The sequence below is a fragment of the Komagataeibacter sucrofermentans DSM 15973 genome (genome assembly GCF_040581405.1).
GTDB lineage: Bacteria > Pseudomonadota > Alphaproteobacteria > Acetobacterales > Acetobacteraceae > Komagataeibacter > Komagataeibacter sucrofermentans.
Genome location: NZ_CP137157.1, coordinates 472,420 through 495,000 on the forward strand (window position 1 = coordinate 472,420; position 22,581 = coordinate 495,000).

Annotated in this window: 19 protein-coding genes (1 of these 19 only partly in view); 3 read left to right on the top strand and 16 right to left on the bottom strand. The window is 67.4% G+C overall.

Annotated features, from left to right (window positions below):
* Positions 1-6: 6 nt before the first annotated feature.
* The 8 genes from R5N89_RS02275 to gltX are packed head-to-tail and all read right to left on the bottom strand — an operon-like array spanning position 7 to position 12,182.
* On the bottom strand, positions 7-1,713 hold the full coding sequence (locus R5N89_RS02275) for a S41 family peptidase (protein ID WP_110569044.1): 1,707 nt from the start codon (positions 1,711-1,713) through the stop codon (positions 7-9).
* The gene (locus tag R5N89_RS02280; protein ID WP_110568941.1) at positions 1,710-3,926 is read right to left on the bottom strand and encodes a ribonuclease R family protein; all 2,217 of its coding nucleotides are present in this window, start codon (positions 3,924-3,926) and stop codon (positions 1,710-1,712) included. The genes R5N89_RS02275 and R5N89_RS02280 overlap by 4 nt, the downstream gene beginning before the upstream one ends.
* Positions 3,927-3,958: 32 nt before the next feature.
* Entirely contained in the window at positions 3,959-6,685 is a 2,727-nt protein-coding gene (gene topA, locus R5N89_RS02285; protein ID WP_110568940.1) for a type I DNA topoisomerase, read from the bottom strand.
* Between the two features lie 45 nt (positions 6,686-6,730).
* Complete coding sequence (gene dprA, locus R5N89_RS02290) at positions 6,731-7,894, bottom strand: DNA-processing protein DprA (protein ID WP_110568939.1); 1,164 nt, start codon at positions 7,892-7,894, stop codon at positions 6,731-6,733.
* The gene (plsY, locus tag R5N89_RS02295; RefSeq protein WP_110568938.1) at positions 7,891-8,529 is read right to left on the bottom strand and encodes a glycerol-3-phosphate 1-O-acyltransferase PlsY; all 639 of its coding nucleotides are present in this window, start codon (positions 8,527-8,529) and stop codon (positions 7,891-7,893) included. Before plsY ends, dprA begins: the two co-directional genes overlap by 4 nt.
* Positions 8,526-9,821, bottom strand: a complete 1,296-nt coding sequence (locus tag R5N89_RS02300) for a dihydroorotase family protein (protein ID WP_110568937.1) — start codon at positions 9,819-9,821, stop codon at positions 8,526-8,528. The genes plsY and R5N89_RS02300 overlap by 4 nt, the downstream gene beginning before the upstream one ends.
* Positions 9,818-10,783 carry an aspartate carbamoyltransferase catalytic subunit gene (locus R5N89_RS02305; RefSeq protein WP_110568936.1) on the bottom strand — a complete coding sequence of 322 codons (966 nt, stop codon included), beginning with the start codon at positions 10,781-10,783 and terminating at the stop codon, positions 9,818-9,820. Before R5N89_RS02305 ends, R5N89_RS02300 begins: the two co-directional genes overlap by 4 nt.
* Positions 10,776-12,182, bottom strand: a complete 1,407-nt coding sequence (gltX, locus tag R5N89_RS02310; RefSeq protein WP_110568935.1) for a glutamate--tRNA ligase — start codon at positions 12,180-12,182, stop codon at positions 10,776-10,778. Before gltX ends, R5N89_RS02305 begins: the two co-directional genes overlap by 8 nt.
* Positions 12,183-12,329: 147 nt before the next feature.
* Between gltX and R5N89_RS02315 the strand changes: the two genes are divergently transcribed.
* Positions 12,330-14,573, top strand: coding sequence for a ComEC/Rec2 family competence protein (locus tag R5N89_RS02315; protein WP_244192154.1), 2,244 nt, complete (start codon positions 12,330-12,332; stop codon positions 14,571-14,573).
* A gap of 84 nt (positions 14,574-14,657) precedes the next feature.
* Here the strand turns inward: R5N89_RS02315 and nth are convergent, their stop codons facing one another.
* Complete coding sequence (gene nth / locus R5N89_RS02320) at positions 14,658-15,350, bottom strand: endonuclease III (protein WP_110568933.1); 693 nt, start codon at positions 15,348-15,350, stop codon at positions 14,658-14,660.
* Between the two features lie 180 nt (positions 15,351-15,530).
* On the opposite strand from nth, the gene R5N89_RS02325 reads away from it, so the two are divergent.
* Entirely contained in the window at positions 15,531-17,315 is a 1,785-nt protein-coding gene (locus tag R5N89_RS02325; protein ID WP_110569043.1) for an ABC transporter ATP-binding protein, read from the top strand.
* Positions 17,316-17,372: 57 nt separating this feature from the next.
* Here the strand turns inward: R5N89_RS02325 and R5N89_RS02330 are convergent, their stop codons facing one another.
* Genes R5N89_RS02330 through hisB form a run of 7 tightly spaced genes read right to left on the bottom strand, consistent with a single transcriptional unit; the run spans position 17,373 to position 22,040 of the window.
* Positions 17,373-17,750, bottom strand: a complete 378-nt coding sequence (locus R5N89_RS02330; RefSeq protein ID WP_110568932.1) for a histidine triad nucleotide-binding protein — start codon at positions 17,748-17,750, stop codon at positions 17,373-17,375.
* 25 nt (positions 17,751-17,775) lie between these two features.
* Positions 17,776-18,231, bottom strand: a complete 456-nt coding sequence (locus R5N89_RS02335) for a phosphoribosyl-ATP diphosphatase (RefSeq protein WP_110568931.1) — start codon at positions 18,229-18,231, stop codon at positions 17,776-17,778.
* Between the two features lie 30 nt (positions 18,232-18,261).
* Positions 18,262-19,023, bottom strand: coding sequence for an imidazole glycerol phosphate synthase subunit HisF (gene hisF / locus R5N89_RS02340; RefSeq protein WP_110568930.1), 762 nt, complete (start codon positions 19,021-19,023; stop codon positions 18,262-18,264).
* Positions 19,023-20,378 (bottom strand): 1-(5-phosphoribosyl)-5-[(5-phosphoribosylamino)methylideneamino]imidazole-4-carboxamide isomerase, encoded by a 1,356-nt coding sequence (gene hisA, locus R5N89_RS02345; protein WP_110568929.1) that lies wholly within the window; start codon positions 20,376-20,378, stop codon positions 19,023-19,025. The genes hisF and hisA overlap by 1 nt, the downstream gene beginning before the upstream one ends.
* On the bottom strand, positions 20,375-21,055 hold the full coding sequence (gene hisH, locus R5N89_RS02350) for an imidazole glycerol phosphate synthase subunit HisH (RefSeq protein ID WP_110569042.1): 681 nt from the start codon (positions 21,053-21,055) through the stop codon (positions 20,375-20,377). The genes hisA and hisH overlap by 4 nt, the downstream gene beginning before the upstream one ends.
* Before the next feature lie 8 nt (positions 21,056-21,063).
* Complete coding sequence (locus R5N89_RS02355; protein WP_110568928.1) at positions 21,064-21,447, bottom strand: hypothetical protein; 384 nt, start codon at positions 21,445-21,447, stop codon at positions 21,064-21,066.
* Positions 21,444-22,040, bottom strand: a complete 597-nt coding sequence (hisB, locus tag R5N89_RS02360) for an imidazoleglycerol-phosphate dehydratase HisB (protein WP_110568927.1) — start codon at positions 22,038-22,040, stop codon at positions 21,444-21,446. Before hisB ends, R5N89_RS02355 begins: the two co-directional genes overlap by 4 nt.
* Before the next feature lie 162 nt (positions 22,041-22,202).
* Here hisB and R5N89_RS02365 point away from each other — a divergent pair, with 162 nt between their 5' ends.
* On the top strand, positions 22,203-22,581 hold the 5' portion of the coding sequence (locus R5N89_RS02365; RefSeq protein ID WP_110568926.1) for a nitroreductase. The gene runs 209 nt beyond the window's last position; only the first 379 of its 588 coding nucleotides appear in the window; the start codon lies at positions 22,203-22,205; its stop codon lies beyond the right edge, outside the window.

Genomic DNA, 22,581 nt, shown 5'->3' on the forward strand with positions numbered 1-22,581 from the left:
GGCGACTCACCCCCCGTTTGGGGGCGCGGCGTCTTCTTCCGGTATGGCCGACAGGGCGGCGCGGTATTCCTCGGGGTTGTCGAGCAGGGAATGGGCGGCATCAAGGTCGCTATCGGTGCCAATGGCGGCAGGGCAGGCCTTGCGGATGGCCAGAATGCGCGACAGGTCGGCAGGCAGGCGTAGCTGACGCGCCGGCACGACCCACTGCGCGCTGTCGGCCGTGCCTTCGGCCAGGTTCTGCAACTGGCGCTCGAGTTCGCTCTCGCCCCGGCTTGTGCACACCTGCGGCATGACGCCAAGCCCCTGCAGCGGCCAGCCCAGCGGCGCGAGCACGCGACTCCATGTTACAAATAGCTCGGCCCCGTTGGGCATCTGGCCAATGGTCTGCACCAGCCCCTTGCCCAGCGTCGCGCTGCCGATCACCACGCCGCGCTTCTGGTCGGACAGGGCGGCGGCGAGAATTTCGGCCGCACTCGCGGTCCGGCCATCAACCAGCACGATAATGGGCAACCCATTGGTCATGTCGCCGCCCTGCACGGCCCAGACATGGTTGGCCTGCGGGTCGCGCCCCTGCGTAATGGCGGCCACCCCGTGGTCGAGCATGAGGGCCGACGTGGTCACGGCCTGCTGCAGCACACCGCCCCGGTTGCCGCGCAGGTCCAGGATCAGGCCCGAAATGCCGGGCACGTTCATGGCTTCGTCAAGATACTGGCTCATTTCCTCCGCCGTGTTGGCGGAGAAGGCGGTGATGTGCAGCACCACATGCTTGCCGCTGGTATAGGCGAACACCGTCTCGGGCGGGGTTGAGGCGCGATGCAGGGTGACCGTGGTCTGTCGCCCCTTCGCTTCCACCGTGATGCGCACGAGGCTGCCCCCCGGGCCATTGAGCCACGAGGTCACGGTATCGACCGTGTGGGACTCGGTGGAGCGGCCATTGACCGCGCGCACGATCTGGCCCGCCGCCAGGCTGGTGGGCCAGGCCGGACCGTTGGCGTTGACCGCCGTGATCCTGATGGCGTGGTGATCCAGCCCCAGCGTCAGCCCCGCCGTGGCCTCGCCCCCGGTGCGGGTGCTGCGGTCCGATACGGCGGCCCCGGGCGGGATATAGCGCGAATAGGGATCGAGGTGATTGAACAGCTCATCGAAGAAGCCCTGCAGCACGCCGTCCTGCCCGGTGTTGCGCATGGCGGCCGAGTGATGCCAGGCCACGTCGAGGATGCGCGTAATGGCAGCACTCCACCCCGCCACGTCATCCGGTGCGGGCACGGGCAGGGCGAGCACGGTCTTCTGGGTGGCGGCGAGTTGCAGGAAGCCGTGCTGCTCATCAATGCTGAGCGAGGGATCGAGCGCGCTCAGCCCGTTCAGCCCCCACAGGGCGAAATCGTGAATCGCGTGGTTCTCCAGCGTGCGGGGCTGGAGAAAGGACAGACTCGCCTGCATGACGGAGGACAGCACGGCGAGGTCCATGCTGGGCATGTCCGGATTTTCCACGCTGTCTTCATGCAGTGGTGGCTGGGGCGTGGGCGTGCGCGGGGTGGCGGGCAGGTCATCGGCGCAGGCGGCGGTAGTCAGCCGGGCGATGATGAGCAGCAGGATGAACGTATCACGCGGGAGATGGCCCAGCGTGGACATGCGCCGCCGCCACGCGCCCGTCCCTTCGCCGCCCAGACCCATGGGCCGGGCGATGATGACGGGAAACGGGGCGCGTTTCACGGCCTGCGTTTCCGCAGGCGGGGTGCCACGTCGGGCAGGGCCAGAAGGACGGTGCCCCGGATGGCGCATGCTTCTTCTATCCGTACGCGCAAAGCCTGACCGGGGCGGAATGCCATGGTCGTGTCGCGTGCGTGCAATGTCTGCGTTTTTTCATCGTGATGCCATTGATCTTCCGGCAGGGCAGACATGGGCAGCAGGGCGGAGGTTCCTGTTGCATCCAGCACGACAAAAATACCGAATCGGGACAGGCTGGAAATATGCCCGTCCATCTCGGTGCCGATCCGCGCCTCAAGCCAAGTCGCGGCGTAGCGCTCCAGCGTCTCGCGCTCGGCCTGTGCCGCGCGGCGCTCGGTGCGGGTGATGGCCTCGCCCACTTCTTCAAGCGCTTCGTGGCCGGGTGCGGGGCCGGGCTCGAGTCCGGTGGCGACGAGCAGGGCGCGGTGGGTCAGCAGGTCGGCATAGCGGCGGATGGGGCTGGTGAAATGCGCGTAGGCCGCAAGCGAGAGGCCAAAATGCCCGATCGGCTCGGGGCTGTATTCCGCCTGGTTCTGCGCGCGCAGGATCAGTTCATTGACCAGCCCGGCCTGATCGGTGTCGCGCACCTGCTCCAGCACGCGGTCAAGATCGGCGGCGCGCAGGCTGCCCACGGGCGGCAGCTTCAGGCCCATCAGGTCGAGCGTGCGGCGCAGGCTTTCCAGCCGCTCGGGCGTGGGGGGCGCGTGGATGCGGTACAGGCACGGAATATGTCGCGCCTCAAGGCAGCGGGCGGCGGCGACATTGGCCGCGATCATGAATTCTTCGACCAGCCTGTGGCTGTCGAGGCGGATTCGCGGCGCAATGGCCGTGATCTGGCCCCCATCACCCAGCCGGACCAGCCGCTCGGGCAGGTCGAGGTCCAGTGTGCCGCGCGCGCGGCGGGCATGGGTGAGGCTGGTCCACGCGCCAAACAGGCTGTCGAGCAGGCCTGGCGGCAGGGCCTGCATGGTGGTGTCGGGCGCACCATCGCGCGCGGCCTGCACCTGCTCATAGGTCAGGCGGCCCGCGCTGCGCATGATGCCGCGGCCAAAGCGGGCATTGCTGACAGCGCCATCAGGCGCCACGTTCATGGTCACGAACAGGCAGCCCCGGTCCTCATCGGGGCGTAGCGAGCACCACCCGTTCGAGAGATCCTCGGGCAGCATCGGGATCACCCGGTCGGGGAAGTAGACCGAATTGCCGCGCTGCCGGGCCTCGCGGTCGAGTGCACTGCCGGGGCGCACGTACCAGGCCACGTCGGCAATGGCGATGGTGATGCGGAAGCCATCGCCATCGGGTTCGGCATAGATGGCATCATCAAAATCGCGTGCATCCGCGCCATCGATCGTGACCAGCGGCATATCACGCAGGTCGGTGCGGCCCATGGGGGCGACGCCACGGGCGGCTTTTGCCTGCGCCAGCGCCTCGGTGGGGAAGACGTGGGGAATGCCCAGCATGGCCACTGCCACCATGCTGATGGTGCGGGCATCGCCCTGCGGGCCAAGGCGCTCGATGATGCGCGCAGGGTGCAGCCCCGGCCCGGACTGGGGCAGCGGGGTGGCGATGACAATTTCGTTATCGGGCGCGTTGTCATCCTCGCCCGTGGGGATGACCCATTCCGCCTTGGCGCGACGGTCGGCTGGCGTGAGGCGGCCTGCGGGGCGGAAGCGGGCCGGGGTGGCGGCGGCGGGATCATCGGCTGGCAGGGTGCGGAACAGGCCCACGATCTGGGTGGGCGCATCACTCACGCGGCGCAGCGTGCGGCCTTCATACTTGCCGGGGCCGACCCGGCGCAGGCGGGCCACCACGCGCTCGCCCGGAGCAAGGGCGGCGCGACCGCGCAGTTCGGGGTGCATGAACACGGTGGGGGAGGGGCCTTCGCCATCCCACTGCACCGGCCGGGCGATGGGGTCGCCATCGGCATCGGTGCCGGTGACCTGCACCACCATGGATTCGGGCAGCCGGTCCGATACGCGAAAGCGCCGTGCGCCCGCAGGCGCAAGCGTGCCATCAAGCGCCATGTCGCGCAGCATCTGGCGCAATGCGCCCTTGTGCTCCGGGCCAAGGCCGAATTCACGGCTGATCTCGCGCTTGCCGATGCGGCCTGTCGCCCCTTCGATAAACGCGCGAAGCTGCTCACGATCGGGCAGGCCACCCGTACGGGCTGGCGGCGTGCCCGTGGGCAGGCGGTCCGGCATCTCGGGAGTTGCTGGACGCTGCCGCTTCATGATCAGTCCGTCTCGCTTTCAGTCTTGGCCGGGGCGGCCTTCTTGCGGGTGGTGGTTTTTTTGGCCGCCGGTTTGGCCGCCGTCTTTTTGGGGGCTGCCTTTTTCTTTGGTGCAGCCTTTTTGGGCGCGGCTTCCTTGCCGTCCTCGCTTTCCGCCGCCTTGGCCTTTGTCTTGCGGGCTGCGGGCTTGCGGGTGGTGGTGGCTTTCTTGCCCTTGGCCTTGAGCGGCTTGCCCTTTTCGGTCAGCAGCGTCAGGGCTTCCTCCATGGTCACGTCGTTCATGTCATGCGCGCGCGGCACGGTGGCCACGATCGAACCGTGCTGAACGTACGGGCCAAAGCGGCCCTTGCGCACCATGACCGGCTCGCCATCCTTGGGGTGCGGGCCGATGGTGCGGATCGAGGCCAGCTTCTTGGCCAGCGCATCGACCGCGCGGTTCAGCCCCACGGTCAGGACATCGTCATCCTTGTCCAGCGAGCCATAGACCGCGCCCATCTTCACATATGGCCCAAAGCGGCCCAGACCCGCCTCGATCGGCTCGCCAAGTTCGGGGTGAATACCCACGATGCGCGGCAGCGACAGCAGGCCAACCGCCTGTTCGAGCGTGATCTTGTCGCCATCAAGCCCGCGCGGAATGGTGGCGCGCCTGGGCTTGGCCTTCTTGTCCTCGGGGTCGGGCTCGCCCTGCTGCACGTACAGCCCCCACGGGCCACGGCGCACGGTCACGTCCTCGCCGGTGGGTGCGGCACCGAGCACACGCATGCCATCCTTCAGGGCGGCGGCGTCATCGCCTTCCTTCGGGTCGGCCACGAGTTTGCGGGTGTACTGGCACGTGGGGTAGTTCGAGCAGCCGATGAACGCGCCATAGCGCCCCAGCTTCAGCCCCAGCCTGCCGGTGTTGCACGCCGTGCACAGGCGCGGGTCCTGCCCGTCTTCCCGCGCGGGGAAGAAGTAAGGCGAAAGATCGGCATCAAGTGCGGTGATGACGTCGGATATCTTGAGGTCCTTGGTCTGGTCCACCGCGTGCGAGAAGTCGGACCAGAAGGCGGACATGACATCGCGCCAGTTGGCCCGGCCGCCTGAAATGTCATCAAGCTGTTCCTCAAGGCCTGCGGTGAACTGCGTGTCCACATACCGCTCGAAGAACGAGGTGAGGAAGGCCGTGACCAGCCGCCCGCGATCTTCGGGGATGAAGCGGCGGTTTTCAAGCTGCACGTAATTGCGGTCGCGCAGCACGGTCAGGATGGAGGCGTAGGTGGAAGGGCGGCCAATGCCGATCTCTTCCATCTTCTTCACCAGCGAGGCCTCCGAGTAGCGCGGCGGTGGCTGGGTGAAGTGCTGGTCCGCCGTGACCTCGCCGCGCCCGATGGCGTCGCGCTCCTTCATGGCGGGCAGCATGCGGTCCTGCTCGTCCTCTGCCTTGGCGGGCGAGTCGTCGCGGCCTTCGCTATAGAGCTTCAGGAAGCCGTCAAACGCGATCATGGAGCCGGTGGCGCGCAGGGTCACGCGCTTCTGGCGGTCCACGATGTCAACCGCCACCTGGTCGAGTTCGGCGGACTGCATCTGGCTGGCGACCGAGCGCTTCCACACCAGGTCGTACAGCTTTTTCTGCTCGGGCGAGAGGTAACGCGCCATGTCGGCGGGCGTGCGGCGCACGTCGGTCGGGCGGATGGCCTCATGCGCTTCCTGCGCGTTCTTGGCCTTGGTGGAATAGATGCGCGGCTTGTCGGGCACGTACTGCTCGCCAAAGCTGTGGCCGATATGGCCCCGGATGGCGCTGATCGCCTCACCCGCCATCTGCACGCCGTCGGTTCGCATATAGGTGATGAGACCCACGGTCTCGCCACCGATGTCGATGCCCTCATAAAGCTGCTGGGCCGTGCGCATGGCTACCTGCGCGCCCATGCCCAGCTTGCGCGAGGCCTCCTGCTGCATGGTCGATGTGGTGAACGGCGGCGGCGGGTTGCGGCGCACCTTGCGGCGCTCGACCTTCTCTACCCCGAAGTCACCGGCCTCGACCGCAGCCCTGGCGGCCATGGCGCTGGCTTCGTTGTTAAGGTCGAACTGATCAAGCTTGTGACCATCAAGATGCGTGAGCCGCGCGGTAAACGCAGCCCCTGCGGGCGTGGTCATGCGGGCCAGCACCGACCAGTATTCACGCGGCTTGAAGATCTCGATCTCGGCTTCGCGCTCGCAGATCAGCCTGAGTGCCACCGACTGCACACGGCCTGCGCTGCGCGAGCCGGGCAGCTTGCGCCACAGCACCGGCGAGAGCGTGAAGCCCACGAGGTAGTCAAGCGCGCGGCGGGCGAGATAGGCCTCGATCAGCGGAAAGTCGAGTTCACGCGGGTGAGCCATCGCGGCCTTGATGGCGCTTTTGGTGATCTCGTTGAAGGTGACGCGCTGCACCTCGATGCCCTTGAGGAGCTTTTTCTCCTCCAGGATCGAGCGCACGTGCCACGAAATGGCCTCTCCCTCGCGGTCGGGGTCAGTGGCGAGATACAGGTGTGTCGCCCCGCGCAGCGCCTTGGCAATGGCCGCGATCTGGCGGCTGCCGCGCTCGTCGGTTTCCCACACCATGGCAAAGCCTTCGTCGGGTTTGACGCTGCCATCCTTGGGCGGAAGGTCGCGCACATGCCCGAACGAGGCCAGAACCGTATAGTTTTCACCCAGATACTTATTGATCGTTTTCGCCTTGGCTGGCGATTCGACCACCACGACGTCAGTCATTCTGTCTCCGGATCACGATTCTCAAAACCTTGCTCTATCCCGCGCTCAGGCCGGGGGTGGACGCCGCACGACCAGATCCCCCGCAAGGAATTCGATCGTGCCCGCAATCTCCATTTCCGACAGGACGGTCAGGACTGCTGCTGTCGAGAACTGGCAGCGCCGTACAAGATCGTCAACAGGCGATGGCGTGAAAGATAGAAAACCTTCCACCATTTCATGCAGGTCGCCCTGGGCTGGGGGCGGTGGCGCGGGGTCTGTGTGCTGCGGGGCCAAGGCTTGCCCGCCCGATGGGGCAGCATTGTGGCGCACGGCGCGGGGTGGGGCGGAAAACAGGTCGTTTTCCTCTATTGTTTCAGGCAGTTCGCGCAATATGTCGCGTTCGGTTTCGGTCACGATTGCGCCCTGGCGCAGCAGGTCGTTGCTGCCCCGGCAGCGCGGATCAAGCGGCGAGCCGGGCACGGCGAAGATGGTGCGCCCGTAATCGAGCGCCATGCGCGCGGTAATCAGGCTGCCCGAGCGCAGTGCAGCCTCGATCACCACGCAGCCCAGGCCCAGGCCCGCAATCAGCCGGTTGCGGCGCGGAAAGTGCCTGGCCTGCGGCACCGTGCCCAGCGCGGCCTCGGTCACGACCGCGCCGGTGCGGGCAATCTCGGCCTGCAGGGGGGCATGTTCAGGCGGGTAGGGGCAGTCCAGCCCGCCTGCTATGGCGGCAACCGTGCGGCCCGCCGTCATGGCGCCGCGATGGGCTGCGCCATCAATGCCCCGCGCCAGCCCCGATACGGTGTGCACGCCGTGCGCGGCCAGCAGGGCGGCCAGGCTTTCGGCCATGCGCAGCCCGCCCGATGAGGCATTGCGCCCGCCCACGATGCCCACCATGCGGGCAGACAGCAGCGCCACGTCGCCCAGCACCGACAGCACGGGTGGCGCGTCGGGCAGTGCGGCCAGAAGGGCCGGGTAGCCGGGCTGGCCGTGCACGAGCAGCGTGCCGCCCAGGGCATGCAGGCGCTCAAGCTCGCGCAGCGCGTCATCACGCGGGCAGAGCGGGCCGATGGTGCGGCTGATGCGGGTGGCGCCGCGCTCGAGCATGGCAAGGGCTGCTTCAACACTGCCATGGGTGCGGATGAGCTTGCGGTAGCTGACCGGGCCGATGCCGTCCGTTCGCGCCAGCCGCAGGCAGGCCAGCGCCGTTTCGGCATCGGGGCGGGTCATGTGCCTTTCTGGCCGATTCTGGGCTCGGTGCCCTTGAGCAGGCGGGTAATGTTGGCGTGATGGCGGATCAGGATCATCACCGCAATCAGCACCCCGGCCAGATAGGCGGGGGAGTTGAAGTCAATGCGGCCGGGCCGGATCATGAGCAGCGGCAGGGCGGCGAAGGCGATGATTGCGCCCGCTGATGAAATGCGCGTGACCTTGGCAAAGATCAGCCACAGCGCGCAGCAGCACAGGCCCACGCCGGGCATGAGGGCCAGAATGCAGCCAAGCCCCGTGGCAACCCCTTTACCGCCCTTGAATTTGAGCCAGACGGGAAAGCAGTGCCCAGCCACGGCAAAGATGGCGGCCAGCGATTCGGCGGCCAGCGTGTGGAACGGGCACAGCACGAAGGCGCAGAACACCGCGAACGCCCCCTTGGTGCCATCAAGTGCGAGCGTGCCCGCGGCCAGCCCCTTGCGGCCCGTGCGCAGCACGTTGGTCGCCCCGATATTGCCCGAGCCGATCTTGCGGATATCGCCACCACCCGAAAGCGCGGTGAGCACCAGCCCGAAGGGAATGCTGCCAATCAGATAGGACAGGAAGGCGACGCCGCCCATGAGCGGCAGGTCGTAGGTGGGGATGCCGTAGATCATGCGGCCTGCGCCCCGAACACGCGCACGCCCTTCTTCCACGTGCCCAGCACGCGGCCTTCCAGCGCACGGCCATCGAACGGGGTGTTCTGCGCCTTGCCCGGCAGGTCGCCCGCGCGCACCACCCAGGCGGTATCGGGGTTGAACAGGCACAGATCGGCAGGCTCGCCCACGGCCAGCGTGCCCGCCTTGCTGCCCAGCACGGCAGCGGGGCGGTGGGTGAGCAGGCCGATGGCCTCCATCATGCCAAGATGCCCCGCATGAACCTGCGCCAGTGTAACCGCAAGCAGCGTGCACAGCCCGGTGCCCCCGGCTGCCGCCACGGCAAAGGGCTGGCGCTTGTCATCGGCGTCGCACGGCATGTGGTCGGAGGCAATGGCATCAATCGTGCCATCGGCCAGGGCGGCGCTGACGGCACGGCGGTCGGCCTCGGTGCGCAGCGGCGGCGAGAGCTTGGCGTAGGTGCGGAAATCACCGATCACCGTCTCGTTGAGGTCGAAATAGGGCGGTGCCGTATCGCAGCTCACGCGCAGGCCATCGGCCTTGGCGTTGCGGATCAGGTCCAGCCCCTCGGCGGTGGAGACATGGCCAAAATGCAGCCGCCCGCCGGTCATGCGCGCAAGGCGGAGGTCACGCGCGATCAGGATGGCCTCGGCTGCCGCCGGAATGCCGGGCAGGCCAAGGCGGGTGGCGAGTTCGCCATCGGTGGCGCAGCCGCCGCGCGCGAGCGACGGGTCTTCGGGGTGCTGCACGATCAGCGCGTTGAAGCCGCGGGCGTAGGTCAGCATCTGGCGCATCATGCGGCTGTCGGCAATGGCGTGCGGGCCATCGGTAAAGGCAATGGCGCCTGCTTCGGCCAGCAGGCCGATTTCGGCCATTTCCTTGCCTGCGCATTCGCGTGTCAATGCACCGTAGGGCAGGATGTCGATCATGCCCGTTTCCTCGCCGCGCGCGCGCAGCAGGCGGGCAAGGGCGGGGTTGTCTATGGTGGGGCTGGTATTGGGCAGCACGGCAATGGTGGTGATGCCACCTGCCACGGCGGCGCGCGCGGCCGAGAGCACCGTCTCGCGATATTCATATCCCGGCTCGCCAATGGTCACGCGCATGTCTACAAGGCCGGGGCACAGCACGAGCTGGCCGCCGCCATCGATCACGTCTGCCCCATCGGGCATGCCTTCGGCCTGCGGCGCATCGGTGCCTGCAATCACGCCATTCTGCACCAGCAGGCGGCCGGGGCGGTCCGTGTTGCTGGCGGGGTCGATCAGGCGCACATTTTCAAAAACGGTTGGCTTCATGCGCCTTCTCCCCCGCGTGCGAGCAGGTCGAGCACCGCCATGCGCACTGCAACCCCCATTTCCACCTGTTCACGGATGACGCTCTGGTCGGAATCGGCCACGCGGCTGTCAATTTCCACGCCCCGGTTCATCGGGCCGGGGTGCATGACCAGCGCATGCGGCCTGGCCAGCGCAAGGCGTTTGTTATCAAGGCCATAAAAGCGGAAATATTCCCGCGCGCTGGGCACCTGCGTGCCCTTCATGCGTTCGCGCTGCACGCGCAGCATCATCACCACGTCCACGCCGCGCAGGCCGTCTTCCATGGTGTGATGGATGCTCACCCCCAGCGCGCCAATGGCACCGGGCACCAGCGTGGGCGGCCCCACCACGCGCACCTGGCAGCCCAGGGCGGTGAGCAGGTGGATGTTGGAGCGCGCGACCCGGCTGTGGCTGACATCGCCGCAGATCGCTACCGTCAGCCCCTCGAACGTGCCGAAATGGCGGCGGATGGTCAGCGCATCAAGCAGCGCCTGGGTGGGGTGCTCATGCGTGCCATCACCCGCATTGACCACGCTGGCCTGCACTTTCTGCGCCAGCAGGGCGGGCGCGCCGGACTGGGCATGGCGCACCACGAGCAGGTCGGCGTGCATGGCGTTGAGCGTGGCTGCGGTGTCAAGCAGCGTCTCGCCCTTGTTGACCGAGGAACTGGCCACGGTCATGTTCACCACATCCGCGCCCAGCCGCTTGCCCGCCAGCTCGAACGAGGTGCGGGTGCGGGTGCTGTCCTCAAAGAACAGGTTGATGAGCGTGCGCCCGCGCAGCAGGTCGCGCGGCGTCTTGCGCGAGCGGTTGAGCAGGGCATAGTGCTCGGCCAGGTCCAGTATGGGCATGATCCGGCTCGGATGCATGCCCTGCACGCCCAGCAGATGGCGCGTGGCCGGGGTGGCGAACACGTTGCTGCCGTGGCTGCTGCGCTCATTCATGGGCGGCGACCGCGTTGATGCGCGCCAGAACCTCGTCACGGCCAAGGGCGAGCAGCGTATCATCAATGCCGGGCGACATGGTGCTGCCGGTTACGGCGGCGCGCAGCGGCTGGGCCACCTTGCCCAGCTTCATCTCATGCGTTTCGGCAAACTGGCGCAGGGTCGCGTCGATCGCCTCCTTGCTGAACGGCTCGGTCGCCTCGAGCGCCTTGGCCAGCCTGCCCAGCATCACGCGGTTTTCCGGGGTAAGCTGCTTTTCGGCCTTGGGGTCGAAGGCGAGAGGCAACGAACGGCCGAGGAAGGCGGCGTTATCGGCCAGTTCCACCAGTGTCTTGGCGCGTTCCTTCAGGCCGGGCATCAGCGCCAGCACCTTTGCACGGGTGGCGTCGGATGTATCAACGCCTTCCATCTTGCCCAGGCGGTCCATCACGTCATTGGTCAGGCGGGTGTCATCGGCCTGGCGCAGCCACACGCCATTGATGTGCAGCAGCTTGGCGTAATCCATGCGCGAGGGCGAGCGGCCCACGCCATCGAGGTCGAACAGCCTGATCTGTTCCTCGCGTGAGAGGATCTCGGCATCACCGTGGCCCCAGCCAAGGCGCAGCAGGTAATTGTTCAGGGCCTCGGGCAGGTAGCCCATATCGCGGAATTCCACGACCGACTGCGCCCCGTGCCGCTTGGACAGCTTGGCCCCGTCAGGCCCGTGAATGAGCGGCAGATGCGCGAAATGCGGCAGGTTCCAGCCCATGGCGCGGTAGATCATGGCCTGGCGGAAAGTGTTGGTCAGGTGGTCATCGCCACGGATGACATGGGTGATGTCCATGTCATGGTCATCGACCACCACGGCAAGCTGGTAGACCGGGGTGCCATCGGCGCGCAGGATGATCATGTCATCGAGTTCGCTGTTGGCCACGCGCACGTCGCCCTGCACCAGATCGTGGATGGTGGTTTCCCCCTCACGCGGGGCCTTGATGCGGATGGTGTAGGGGGTGTTGGCGGGGGCCTCGGCGGGGTCACGGTCGCGCCACATGCCGTTGTAGCGGGGGGGACGGCCCTCGGCCATCGCCTTCTCGCGCATTTCCTTCAGTTCATCGGCCGTGCAGTAGCAGCGATAGGCCAGGCCCTTTTCCAGCAGTTCATGCGCCACCTCGGCGTGGCGGCCCTGGCGCGTGGACTGGAAGACCGGCTTCTCATCGGATTCGATGCCCATCCAGGCCAGGCCGTCGAACAGCACGTCGACCGCATGCTGGGTCGAGCGTTCGCGGTCGGTATCCTCGATGCGGAGCACGAACTGCCCGCCGTGGTGGCGGGCATAGAGGAAATTGAAAAGGGCGGCACGGGCGTTGCCGATATGCAGCAGGCCGGTGGGGCTGGGAGCAAAACGCGTACGGACAGTCATGAACCGGGTTCCTAGCATGTTTTCGCCCTGCTGACAGGGGGCACTCTGGCGTGAAAACCGTTCCGCCCGCTAGGGTGTGCATTCCTGCCACGCCTTTTACGCGCATTATGGGGGTCTTCTGTCGGGTTTGTCTGCCATTCGCCATCAATGCCGATGCGGCTGGCCTGCCACGTGCGCGGCGGCCCGCGCTTTGCAGGTGGCGATTACAGGCCGTGCGGCGGCGCCAGCCGGGCGGGGTGGTTTTTGAGCCGGGCGCTGACATGGGGCCTGTCGTGCCTGCGGGGCGTGCTCGCGGCGTGGCTGTGGGGGCAGAACAGTCGCCTGGTGCTGTGGCTGCCGGTGGCGCTTGCGGGCGGCATCGTCCTTTATTTTACCCTGCCGTCCGAGCCGGGCGGGGTCGCCATGGCAGGTGCGGTACTGGCCTGCGCTGCGTCGCTCGCCTGCCGCCTGCTGTGGCCGGGCCGACTGGTCGTGCGGCTGGGCGCGGGCGCGGTGGGGGCCGGTGCGGTGGGCTTTTTGCTGGCATGGGGGCAGGCGGGGCGCATGCCGCCCTTTCCCGATCTGCCACATCGGGCGGTGCATCTGTCAGGGCAGGTGACGGGGGTTGAGGTGCAGCGTCTAGCCGATGGCACGCAGGCATTGCGTGTGACGTTGCACGGCGTGCGCTTTGACGATGGCATCAGCATGGGCATGCCGCCCCTGCGGCGATGGCTGTCGCTGCGACTGCGGGCCGATGATCCTGCTCGGCCCATGCCGGGTGATGGGCTTGGGGTGCGCGCCCTGCTTTCGCCGCCTGCCTTCCCTGATGTGCCGGGTGGGTATGATGCCCAGCGCCGGGCATGGTTTGCAGGCCAGGCGGGCCATGGCCGTGCGCTTGACCGGGCCACGGTCACGCCCGCGCGGGCCGCTGGCGGACCGGCAGGCTGGCTTGCGGGCAGGCGGCGGATGCTGGCGGAGCGGATACGCACGGCCCTGCCCGGCCCGCGGGGCGATATTGCCGCGACCATTCTGGTGGGGGCCGATGGCGTGGTGGCGGCCCCCGAGCGCGAGGCCTTTGCCGATGCGGGGCTTGCGCACCTGCTGGCCGTGGCCGGGCTGCATCTGGCTATTGTGATGGGGCTGGTGATGGTGGTGCTGCGCACGGGGCTGGCGCTGAGCGAGCGGGCGGCGCTGTACTGGCCATGCCGTCAGATCGCGGCGGTGGGCGCATTGCTGGCGGGCGCAGGCTACGTGGTGCTAACCGGCGCGCACCTGCCCGCCCAGCGCAGCCTGCTCATGGCGGGGCTGGCGGTTCTGGCGCTGCTGGCGGGCAGGCGGCCTTTGTCGCTGCGCGCGCTGGCGGTGGCGGCAACGGTGCTCATGGCCCTCAACCCGGAGGGGGTGACCGAGTTGCCCCTGCAGATGTCGGTTGCCGCCGTGATGGCGCTGATTGCGGGGTTTGACGCGCTGCGGCCAGCCCTGTCGGGCTGGGAGCATGATGATGTGTGGCTGCGGCGGGTTGCGGCCCGCATGGCCCACCCGCTGTTGGCCAGCGTGCTGGCGGGGAGTGCGTGCATGCCGGTGGGCATGGCGCATTTTGGGGCGGTGCAGCCGTGGTTCGTGCTGGCCAACCTGCTGGCCGTGCCGCTCATGTCGGTCTGGATCATGCCGTGGGGGCTTGCGGCACTGGGGCTGATGCCGGTGGGGCTGGAAAAACTGGCCCTTGTGCCCATGGGCTGGGGCCTTGGCGTGGTGGCATGGCTGGCGCATCTGGTAGCCCGCCTGCCCATGGCGCGGATGGACGTGCCTGCCTTGGGCAATGCCGGGTTGTGCGTGTTCTTCGTGGGGTTGTGCTGGCTGTGCCTGTGGGCGGGGCGGGTGCGGCTGCTGGGGCTTGCGCCGATCGTGCTGGCGGTGCTCTCGCCATGGATGGCGGCCCGCCCGACGCTGCTGCTGGCCCCTGATGCCCGCATGGCCGGAATCGTGACGCAGGGACACCTGCTGACCGGTCCCGGCACGCATCCTGATCCCTTCGCATTGCGCGAATGGCAGCGCGTGACCGGCCTGCCTGCTGGCCTGCTACCTGCTCAGGGCACGGTGGGCAATGTGGCGTGCCATGGCGGGATCTGCCGCGTTGGAGATATCGTGCTGGTGCTTATGCCCCGACCGCCTGCGCCGGGCCTGTGCCAGGGTACCGGGCTGCTGGTCAACCTGCAGGGCACGTGGGGGTGTGATGGCGTGCCTTCCATCGGGCGTTTTGATCTGTGGCGCAACGGGGCTTATGGCATTTACCGGCGGGCGGATGGCGGGCTTGTGGTGCAGACGGACCGCGCCATGCGCGGGGCGCGGCCATGGGTCATGCGCCCCGGCGGGGCGGGCCTGCCCAACCTGCCGCTGGCGCAGGCGGAATAAAAGTTTTTGGGTGCCCCACCTTTTTTAAAAAGGCGGTGTTCTTTCAAAGCTTTAAAAAGAACTTCACCAAAAACGTTTATCTGTTCAGGCGGGGGCCAGGCGCAGTTCGTCCTTCATGCGGTACTGGCAGGGCTCAAACGCAGGGCAGCGCCAGCATTCGGGCTTGCGGGCCTTGCACACATACCGCCCGTGCAGGATCAGCCAGTGATGGGCGGGGCGCAGCATGTCGGGCGGTATGCGGCGCACCAATTGGTCCTCCACCGCGCGCACGGTGGCGCCTGGGGCCAGTCCCGTGCGGTTGCCAATGCGGAAGATGTGGGTATCCACCGCCATCGTGCTGTCGCCAAAGGCTACGTTCATCACCACGTTCGCGGTCTTGCGGCCCACGCCTGGCAGGGATTCAAGGGCCGCGCGGTCATGGGGCACCTTGCCATCAAAACGCTCGAGCAACTGCCGCGACAGCGCGACCACGTTGCGCGCCTTGGTGCGCCACAGCCCGATGGTGCGGATATGCGCGCCCACCTTTTCCTCGCCAAGGTCCACCATGGCCTGCGGGGTTGGTGCATCACGGAACAGGTTGACGGTGGCCTTGTTGACCGAGGCATCGGTCGCCTGCGCCGACAGCACCACGGCCACGAGCAGCGTGTAGTCATCGACAAAGTCGAGTTCGCTCTCGGCATCGGGGTTGGCGGTGGCCAGCAGGCTGATGAAGGCGCGCACTTCGGCCAGCGTCATGGCGCGGCGGGCGGGTTTGGTTCGGCGGGGCGGTGTTGGCATCGGCTACTCGCTGGGGTGGGTCGGGGCGTATTGTGCGGCGTGGGGGTGGGGCGTGTAAATTGCCCTGCCCCCTGATAACCCGGCAGGGGCCTTGCATGCCACGCGGGGCGGGGCTAGTCGTTCCAGCCCTTTGCGGCAGTCAGGGCATGGCCGCGTTTTTTGCATTCTGGCGTGGTGGGCATGGCTTCTTCCTCTTCTCGACCCCTCACGCGGCGGCATGAATTCGCTGCCGTTCTGGGCTTTGTGTGGCGCCGGTGGCGGGCGTGGCCCGCCCTGCTGGCGGGCACGCTGGCAGGCATAGCGCTGGCCACGGTGGCGGATGTGATGATGCCGCTGCTGGCAGGCTGGCTGGTTGATGACGTGTCGCACCCCGCGCAGGCGGCCACCATCCACCGCGCCATGCGCGATGTGGCGGGGCTGACGGGGCTGGGCGTGGGCGGCATCGTGGCGCGGCGCATGGCGTATGTGACCATCTCGCACCTCACATCCCGCGTCATGACCGGCATCGTGACCGAGGCGTTCGCCCGCGTGCAGCGCTTTTCCAGCGAATGGCATGCCAGCAATTTCGCGGGTTCGACCGTGCGGCGGATCACGCGCGGGCTGGGCGCGATCGACACGCTGGGCGATACCGTGCTGCTCATGCTGGTGCCCGAGGTGATCGTGCTGTGCGCCACGACCGGCGTGCTGGCCTTTCACTGGGCGTTCATGGGGCTGGTGCTGGCGGTGGGGGCGGTGGCCCTTGTGGGGCTTTCGGTCGTGCTGACGCTGCATTACGTGGCCCCGTCCGCACGGCTGGCCAATGCGTGGGATACGCGCATGGGGGCCACCCTGTCCGATGCCGTGACCTGCAATGCCGTGGTCAAGGCATGCGGGGCGGAGGGGCGCGAGGATGCCCGGCTGGCCTGGGTGGCGGGCCGGTGGCGGCAGCGCATGGTGCGCTCTTGGCTGCGCGGCACCGACAGCGCCAACCTGCAGAATCTTGCCGCCCTGCTCATGCGTATGGCGCTGATTGCGGGGGTGGCGGTGCTGTGGGTGCGTGGCCGGGCCGGGCCGGGTGATGTGGCCTATGTGCTGACCATGATGTTCGTCATTCAGGGATACCTGCGTGATATCGGCCAGCAGATTTCGGTCGTGCAGCGCTCGGTCAACGAGATGGAGGAACTCGTGGCCCTGTTTGCCATGCATCCCGGCGTGGCGGACCGCCCCGATGCCCCGGCGCTGCGCGTGACACGGGGGCATATCCGCTTCGAGCACGTGCGCTTTGGGTATGTGCGCCAGCACGGGCGGGTGCTGTTTGATGACCTGAACCTTGATATTGTCCCCGGCAGCCGGGTGGCGCTTGTTGGCCCGTCCGGCTCGGGCAAGACCACGCTCACGCGGCTGCTGCAGCGGCTTTATGACGTGCAGGCCGGGCGCATCACCATTGATGGCACGGATATTGCCACCGTAACCCAGGCCAGCCTGCGCGGGCAGATTGCCATCGTGCCGCAGGAGCCGCTGCTGTTTCACCGTTCGCTGGCCGAGAATATCGCCTATGGCCGCCCCGACGCCACGCCAGCCGAGATCGCCCACGCGGCCCGGCAGGCCAATGCGGCGGATTTCATCGACCGCCTGCCGCGCGGCTACGCCACCATGGTGGGCGAGCGTGGGGTCAAGCTTTCGGGGGGCGAGCGCCAGCGCATCGCCATTGCCCGCGCCTTTTTAAGCCGGGCGCGCATCGTGATCATGGATGAGGCGACGTCGAGCCTCGACTCCCAGTCCGAAGTGCAGGTGCAGCAGGCGATGGAGCGCCTCATGACCGGGCGCACGGTGCTGGTCATCGCCCACCGGCTTTCCACCGTGATGGGGCTCGATCGCATCATCGTCTTCCGCCATGGCCAGGTGTGCGAGGATGGCCCCCATGCCGCCCTGATGCAGCGCGAAGGCGGGCTGTATCGTGATCTGTTTGAACTTCAGTCCCTATAAAGGACAGTTCACCAAAAACGCCGCCTTTTTGGGGGAAGGCGGCGTTTCCGTCGCGCTTCAGCCCGGCAGCATGGCCCCGAGCGGGCGGCCACCAAACAGATGCACATGGAAGTGCGGCACTTCCTGCCCGCCTTCGATGCCGGTGTTCGACACCAGGCGGTAGCCCGGTGCCTCCAGCCCGAGGTCACGCGCCACCTTGCCCACCGCGCGGGTGAAGCCTGCGATTTCCGCCTCGCTCGCGTTGGCGCTGAAATCGGCAAAGGAAACATAGGCTCCTTTGGGGATTACCAGCACATGGATGGGTGCCTTGGGCGCAATGTCATGGAAGGCGAGGGCATATTCATCCTCATACACCTTCCTGCATGGCAGTTCTCCGCGCAGGATGCGGGCGAACACGTTCTGCGGGTCATAGGCGCCGGTGCCATTTACGGGCATGGGTCTTCACTCCTGTTGGGGTCGGTCAGGCCAGCGGGTCGCGCGGGCGCGAGGCTTTCTCGGCCACGCCGCTCGTGCCTTCGCGGCGCAGCAGTTCGGCCCAGACTTCAGCCGGTTTCACGCCCGCATCCACCCACATCACGATCAGGTGGTAGAGCACGTCAGCGCTTTCGCTGATCAGTTCCTCGCGGTTGCCCGCCACGGCCTCGATCAGGCATTCCACGGCTTCCTCGCCGAATTTCTGGGCGATCTTGCGCCGGCCACGGGCCAGAAGGCGGGCGGAATGACTGACGGAGGGGTCCGTGCCCCGGCGCGATTCCACGACCTCGAACAGGCGGTCGAGCACATCAGGCGTTGCGGGGCCAACGGCCTCGATCTCGATGGTCGCGGCTGCGCCCTTGCCTGCTCCCTTGCCGGGGGCCGGTTTGGCCGGGGCGGCCTTGGCGGGGGCGTTCTTGCGGGATTTTTCTGGCTTGGCCATGACAATGCTCCGATAGGCGGGAAAGGGGGATCAGGCGGTCGGTCTGACCGGCAGGCCCGCTTGCGCCAGCGCCTGCTTGACCTGTGGAATGGTGAACTGCCCGAAGTGGAACACGCTGGCCGCCAGCAGCCCGGTCGCACCCGCGCGCGCGCCTTCAACAAAATGTTCAAGCGCGCCGACCCCGCCCGAGGCCACGATGGGAATGCGCACCGCCGCATTCGCCGCCCGCAGCAGGTCAAGGTCGAAACCCTTGCCGGTGCCATCGCGGTCCATGCTGGTCAGCAGGATTTCGCCCGCCCCGCGCGCTGCCACTTCCCGGCACCAGTCAATCACGTTGCGCCCGGTGGGCGTGCGGCCGCCATGGGTATAGACCTCCCACCCGCCATGCCCGTCGCTGCGGGCGTCAATGGCGACCACCACGCACTGGCTGCCGAATTTCTGCGCAGCCTCGCTCACCAGTTCGGGGCGCGAGACGGCAGCCGAGTTCATGGCGCATTTATCAGCACCCGCCAGCAAAAGGCGGCGCATGTCATCGGTGGTACGCACCCCGCCGCCCACCGTCAACGGCAGGAAGATACGCTCGGCCGTGCGGCTGACCACATCAAGGATGGTGTCGCGGTTCTCGTTGCTGGCCGTGATGTCGAGGAACGTGAGTTCATCAGCCCCCGCCGCGTCGTACACGGCGGCCTGTTCCACCGGGTCGCCTGCATCGCGCAGCGAGACGAAGTTGACCCCCTTGACCACCCGGCCGTTCTTGACGTCCAGGCAGGGAATGACGCGTAGCTTGAGCATCAGGCCAGAACCCGCAGGGCTTCGCCAAGGTCGATGCGGCCATCATACAGCGCGCGGCCCACGATCACGCCCTCGATGCCCGGCGCCCGTGCCGTGGCCGCCCGCAGAGCCTCAAGGTGGCCCAGATTGCCCACGCCGCCGCTGGCGATGACCGGGATGGAGAGCGCATTGGCCATGTCGGCAGTCTGCTCGATGTCAATGCCGGTGAGCATGCCGTCGCGGCTGATCTCGGTGAAGATGACGGCGGCCACGCCTGCATCCTGCATGCGCAGGCCGAGGTCAACGGCCTTCATCTCCGATGTTTCGGCCCAGCCTTCGGTGGCGACCTGGCCGCTACGCGCGTCGATGCCCGCCACGATGCGACCGGGGAACAGGCGGCACGCCTCGCGCACCAGTTCGGGGTTCTTGACCGCGATCGAACCGAGGATGACGCGGCTGATTCCGGCATTGAGCCATTTGCCGATGCTTTCAAGGTCACGCAGCCCACCGCCGAGTTGCACCGGCACGGAGGCATTGGCGATGATGGCCTCGATGGCCTCGGTATTGGCCGAGCGCCCGGCAAACGCGCCGTTGAGGTCAACCACATGAAGCCACGAGCAGCCGGCATGGATCCATGCCCGCGCCTGCGCGCCGGGATCATCGGAATAGACGGTGGCGTTGTCCATCTCGCCACGGCGCAGGCGCACGCATGTGCCATCCTTGAGGTCAATGGCGGGGTAGAGGGTCAGGCTGTGTCCGGTCACGGGGGCATGTCCTGCTGCAGGGATGGGAGTGGAGGCAGCCTGCGGGTGGGCGGGTACGATCCGCTCGTTATCCTGCAGGCGCTTGGTGAAGAACAGGCCGCGCACGGTGCGGCCATCGGTGCGGGCATAGCTGGGGTGGGTGCCCCAGTGGTGAAAGCCGCTGCTGCGGAACAGCCGCACGGCCTCGGCCTGGGTCTCGCGCACATCAAGGTTGATGATCTGGTAGCCCATGCTGCGGGCGCAGTTTTCCACCTCGGTCAGCAGAAGGCGGCCCAGGCCCAGCCCGCGCGCGTAGGGGGCGATATAGAAATGCATGAGGGTCGCACTCATGGCCTGCGCCTCGTTATTGCGCGGCGGGCGCACGAGCTGGGCGGACCCCACGATCATGTCATCGAGGCGGGCCACGAACATCTGCCTCTCGGGCACCAGCAGCACGCCACGGAAGTAACGCTCCAGCGTCTCGCGCGGGGGGGGGGCCAGCCAGCCAAAGCCGCCGCCCTCGAGTATGGCCGCGTTGGTCGCGTCACACAGGGCGTGCAGGTCGTCCTCGTGCATGTTGTCGAGCAGGCGTTCGGCATACAGCGTGCCGGCTAGGGTGGCCTGCCGGGTCATGGCGCGGGGTCCGGCGCGGGCGTCCAGCGCAGGAAGTTGGACAGGATGCGCAGGCCCACCTGCTGGCTCTTTTCCACATGGAACTGGGTGCCAGCCCGGTTGCCGCGCGCCACGATGGCGGGCACCGGGCTGCCGTAATCGGTGGTGGCCACCATGTCGGCGCGGTCGTAGCCCGCAAGCGCGAAGGAATGGACGAAATAGCCATGGGCATCTGCCGCCAGCCCTTCGGTCAGGGGGTGGGCGCCGGGGGTGAAGGCCAGTTCGTTCCAGCCCATCTGCGGCAGGCGCAGCCCGGGGGCCTCCATCAGCGTGATTTCCCCCGCGATCCAGCCAAAGCCGGGGGTGATGCCATGCTCGCGCCCGCGCTCGGCCATGAGCTGCATGCCAACACATATGCCAAGGAAGGGCACGCCGCCATCGGTTGCCGCCACGATGGCATCGCGCAGGCCGGGCCGGGCCGCAAGGCCTGCCGCGCAATCGGCAAACGCGCCCTGGCCGGGCAGGATGATGCGGTCGGCCTGCAGAACGGCCTGCGGGTCTGCCGTGATGGTGACGGTGGCGTCGATGCCGCTATCAGCCGCGGCCCTTGTCAGGGCGCGGGCGGCGGAGGCCAGGTTGCCGCCATTATAGTCGATCACCACGATGGACTGGGGGCGCGAGGATGCGGGCGCGGGCATGGTCTGCCTCATGATACGGGAGAAGGGGAGGGAACGGGCCGGTTATGCTCCAGCCAGCGCAGCACGGCGGCGCTCCGGTCTGGCGCGTACACGCCCTGCGCGGGGGCGTAGCCGCGCAGTTGCAGTTCCCATTGCCGGATTTCCGGCGTGTTGAGGGCCAGCAGCAGGTGCAGGCCGCCCAGCAAGGGCAGGGCAAAGGCCAGCGGCACGAACTGGGTCAGCAGAATGCTCACGCCACCGGCCAGCAGCCCGCTGATGAAGCAGCCCCGCAACAGCAATCCGCCCCAGCCGCACAGCAGCACCAGCCACGACATGCGGCAGGCCACCATCACGGGCCAGGCCCGGGTATCGGGCCTGCCCGCGGGCGGCAGCAGGGCGGAATAGAATGTCACAGGCTGCCCTTGGTGGAGGGGATGATGCCACCCGCGCGGGGGTCGGCCTCGCTTGCGGTGCGCAGGGCGCGGGCCAGGGCCTTGAAGGCGGCCTCGGCAATATGGTGGCAGTTGTGGCCCGCGCGCTGGATGACATGCAGCGTGACCAGCGCGCTCATGGCGAAGGCGCGGAAGAATTCCTCGAACAGTTCGGTGTCCATCTCCCCGATCTTGTCGCGCCCGAAGGTGACGGACCACGCCAGGAAGGGGCGGCCGGAAATATCGACAACCGCCTCGCACAGCGCCTCATCGAGTGGCACGGTGGCGCTGCCGTAGCGGCGGATGCCGCGCTTGTCGCCAATGGCCTGCGCGAAGGCCTTGCCCAGGGCGATGCCCGTATCTTCCACCGTATGGTGGTAGTCGATATGCAGGTCGCCTTTGGCAACAATGTCGAGATCGCACATGCTATGGCGGCCAAGGGCTGTCAGCATGTGGTCAAGGAAGCCGATCCCGGTATCGATGCGGGTCTGGCCGGTGCCATCGAGGTTGATGGTCACGGTAATGTCGGTCTCGCTGGTGGCGCGATGGACCGTGGCTGTGCGCGGGCTGTTCATGCTCCCCTTCTACAGAAGGGCGGGGCCGGAATCCATACCGATCCCGCCCGCGCCACGCCGCCCGGGCATGCGTATTGGCAGGGCCGGGCCGTTGCGGCATGGTGTCGCGCGCGTTGGCTTCAGGCCTGCTGCTGCGTGCCTTCATATCAAGGGAACGACCATATGACATCGCTCGATCTTCTCCTGTCACGGTTTTCCACCGATGCGCTGGCGGAACCGGCCCCTGCGGGTGACGTGCTCGAGGCCATCCTCTCCACCGCCATGCGCGCGCCCGATCATGGCAAGCTGCGCCCGTGGCGCTACGCCATCGTGCAGGGGGATGCGCGGGTGAAGCTGGCCGAGCGCGTGGTGGCCAGCATGAAGCGGCTTGACCCCGATGTGGCGCCCGCCAAGGTGGAAAAGCGCTTCTCGCGCATGTCCACCATGCCCATGACCATCGTGCTGGGCATGCACCTGCAGCCCGAGAACAAGATTCCCCTGCTTGAGCAGGAACTGGCCGTGGGCGCTGCCGCCATGAACATTCTCAATGCCCTGCACGCCA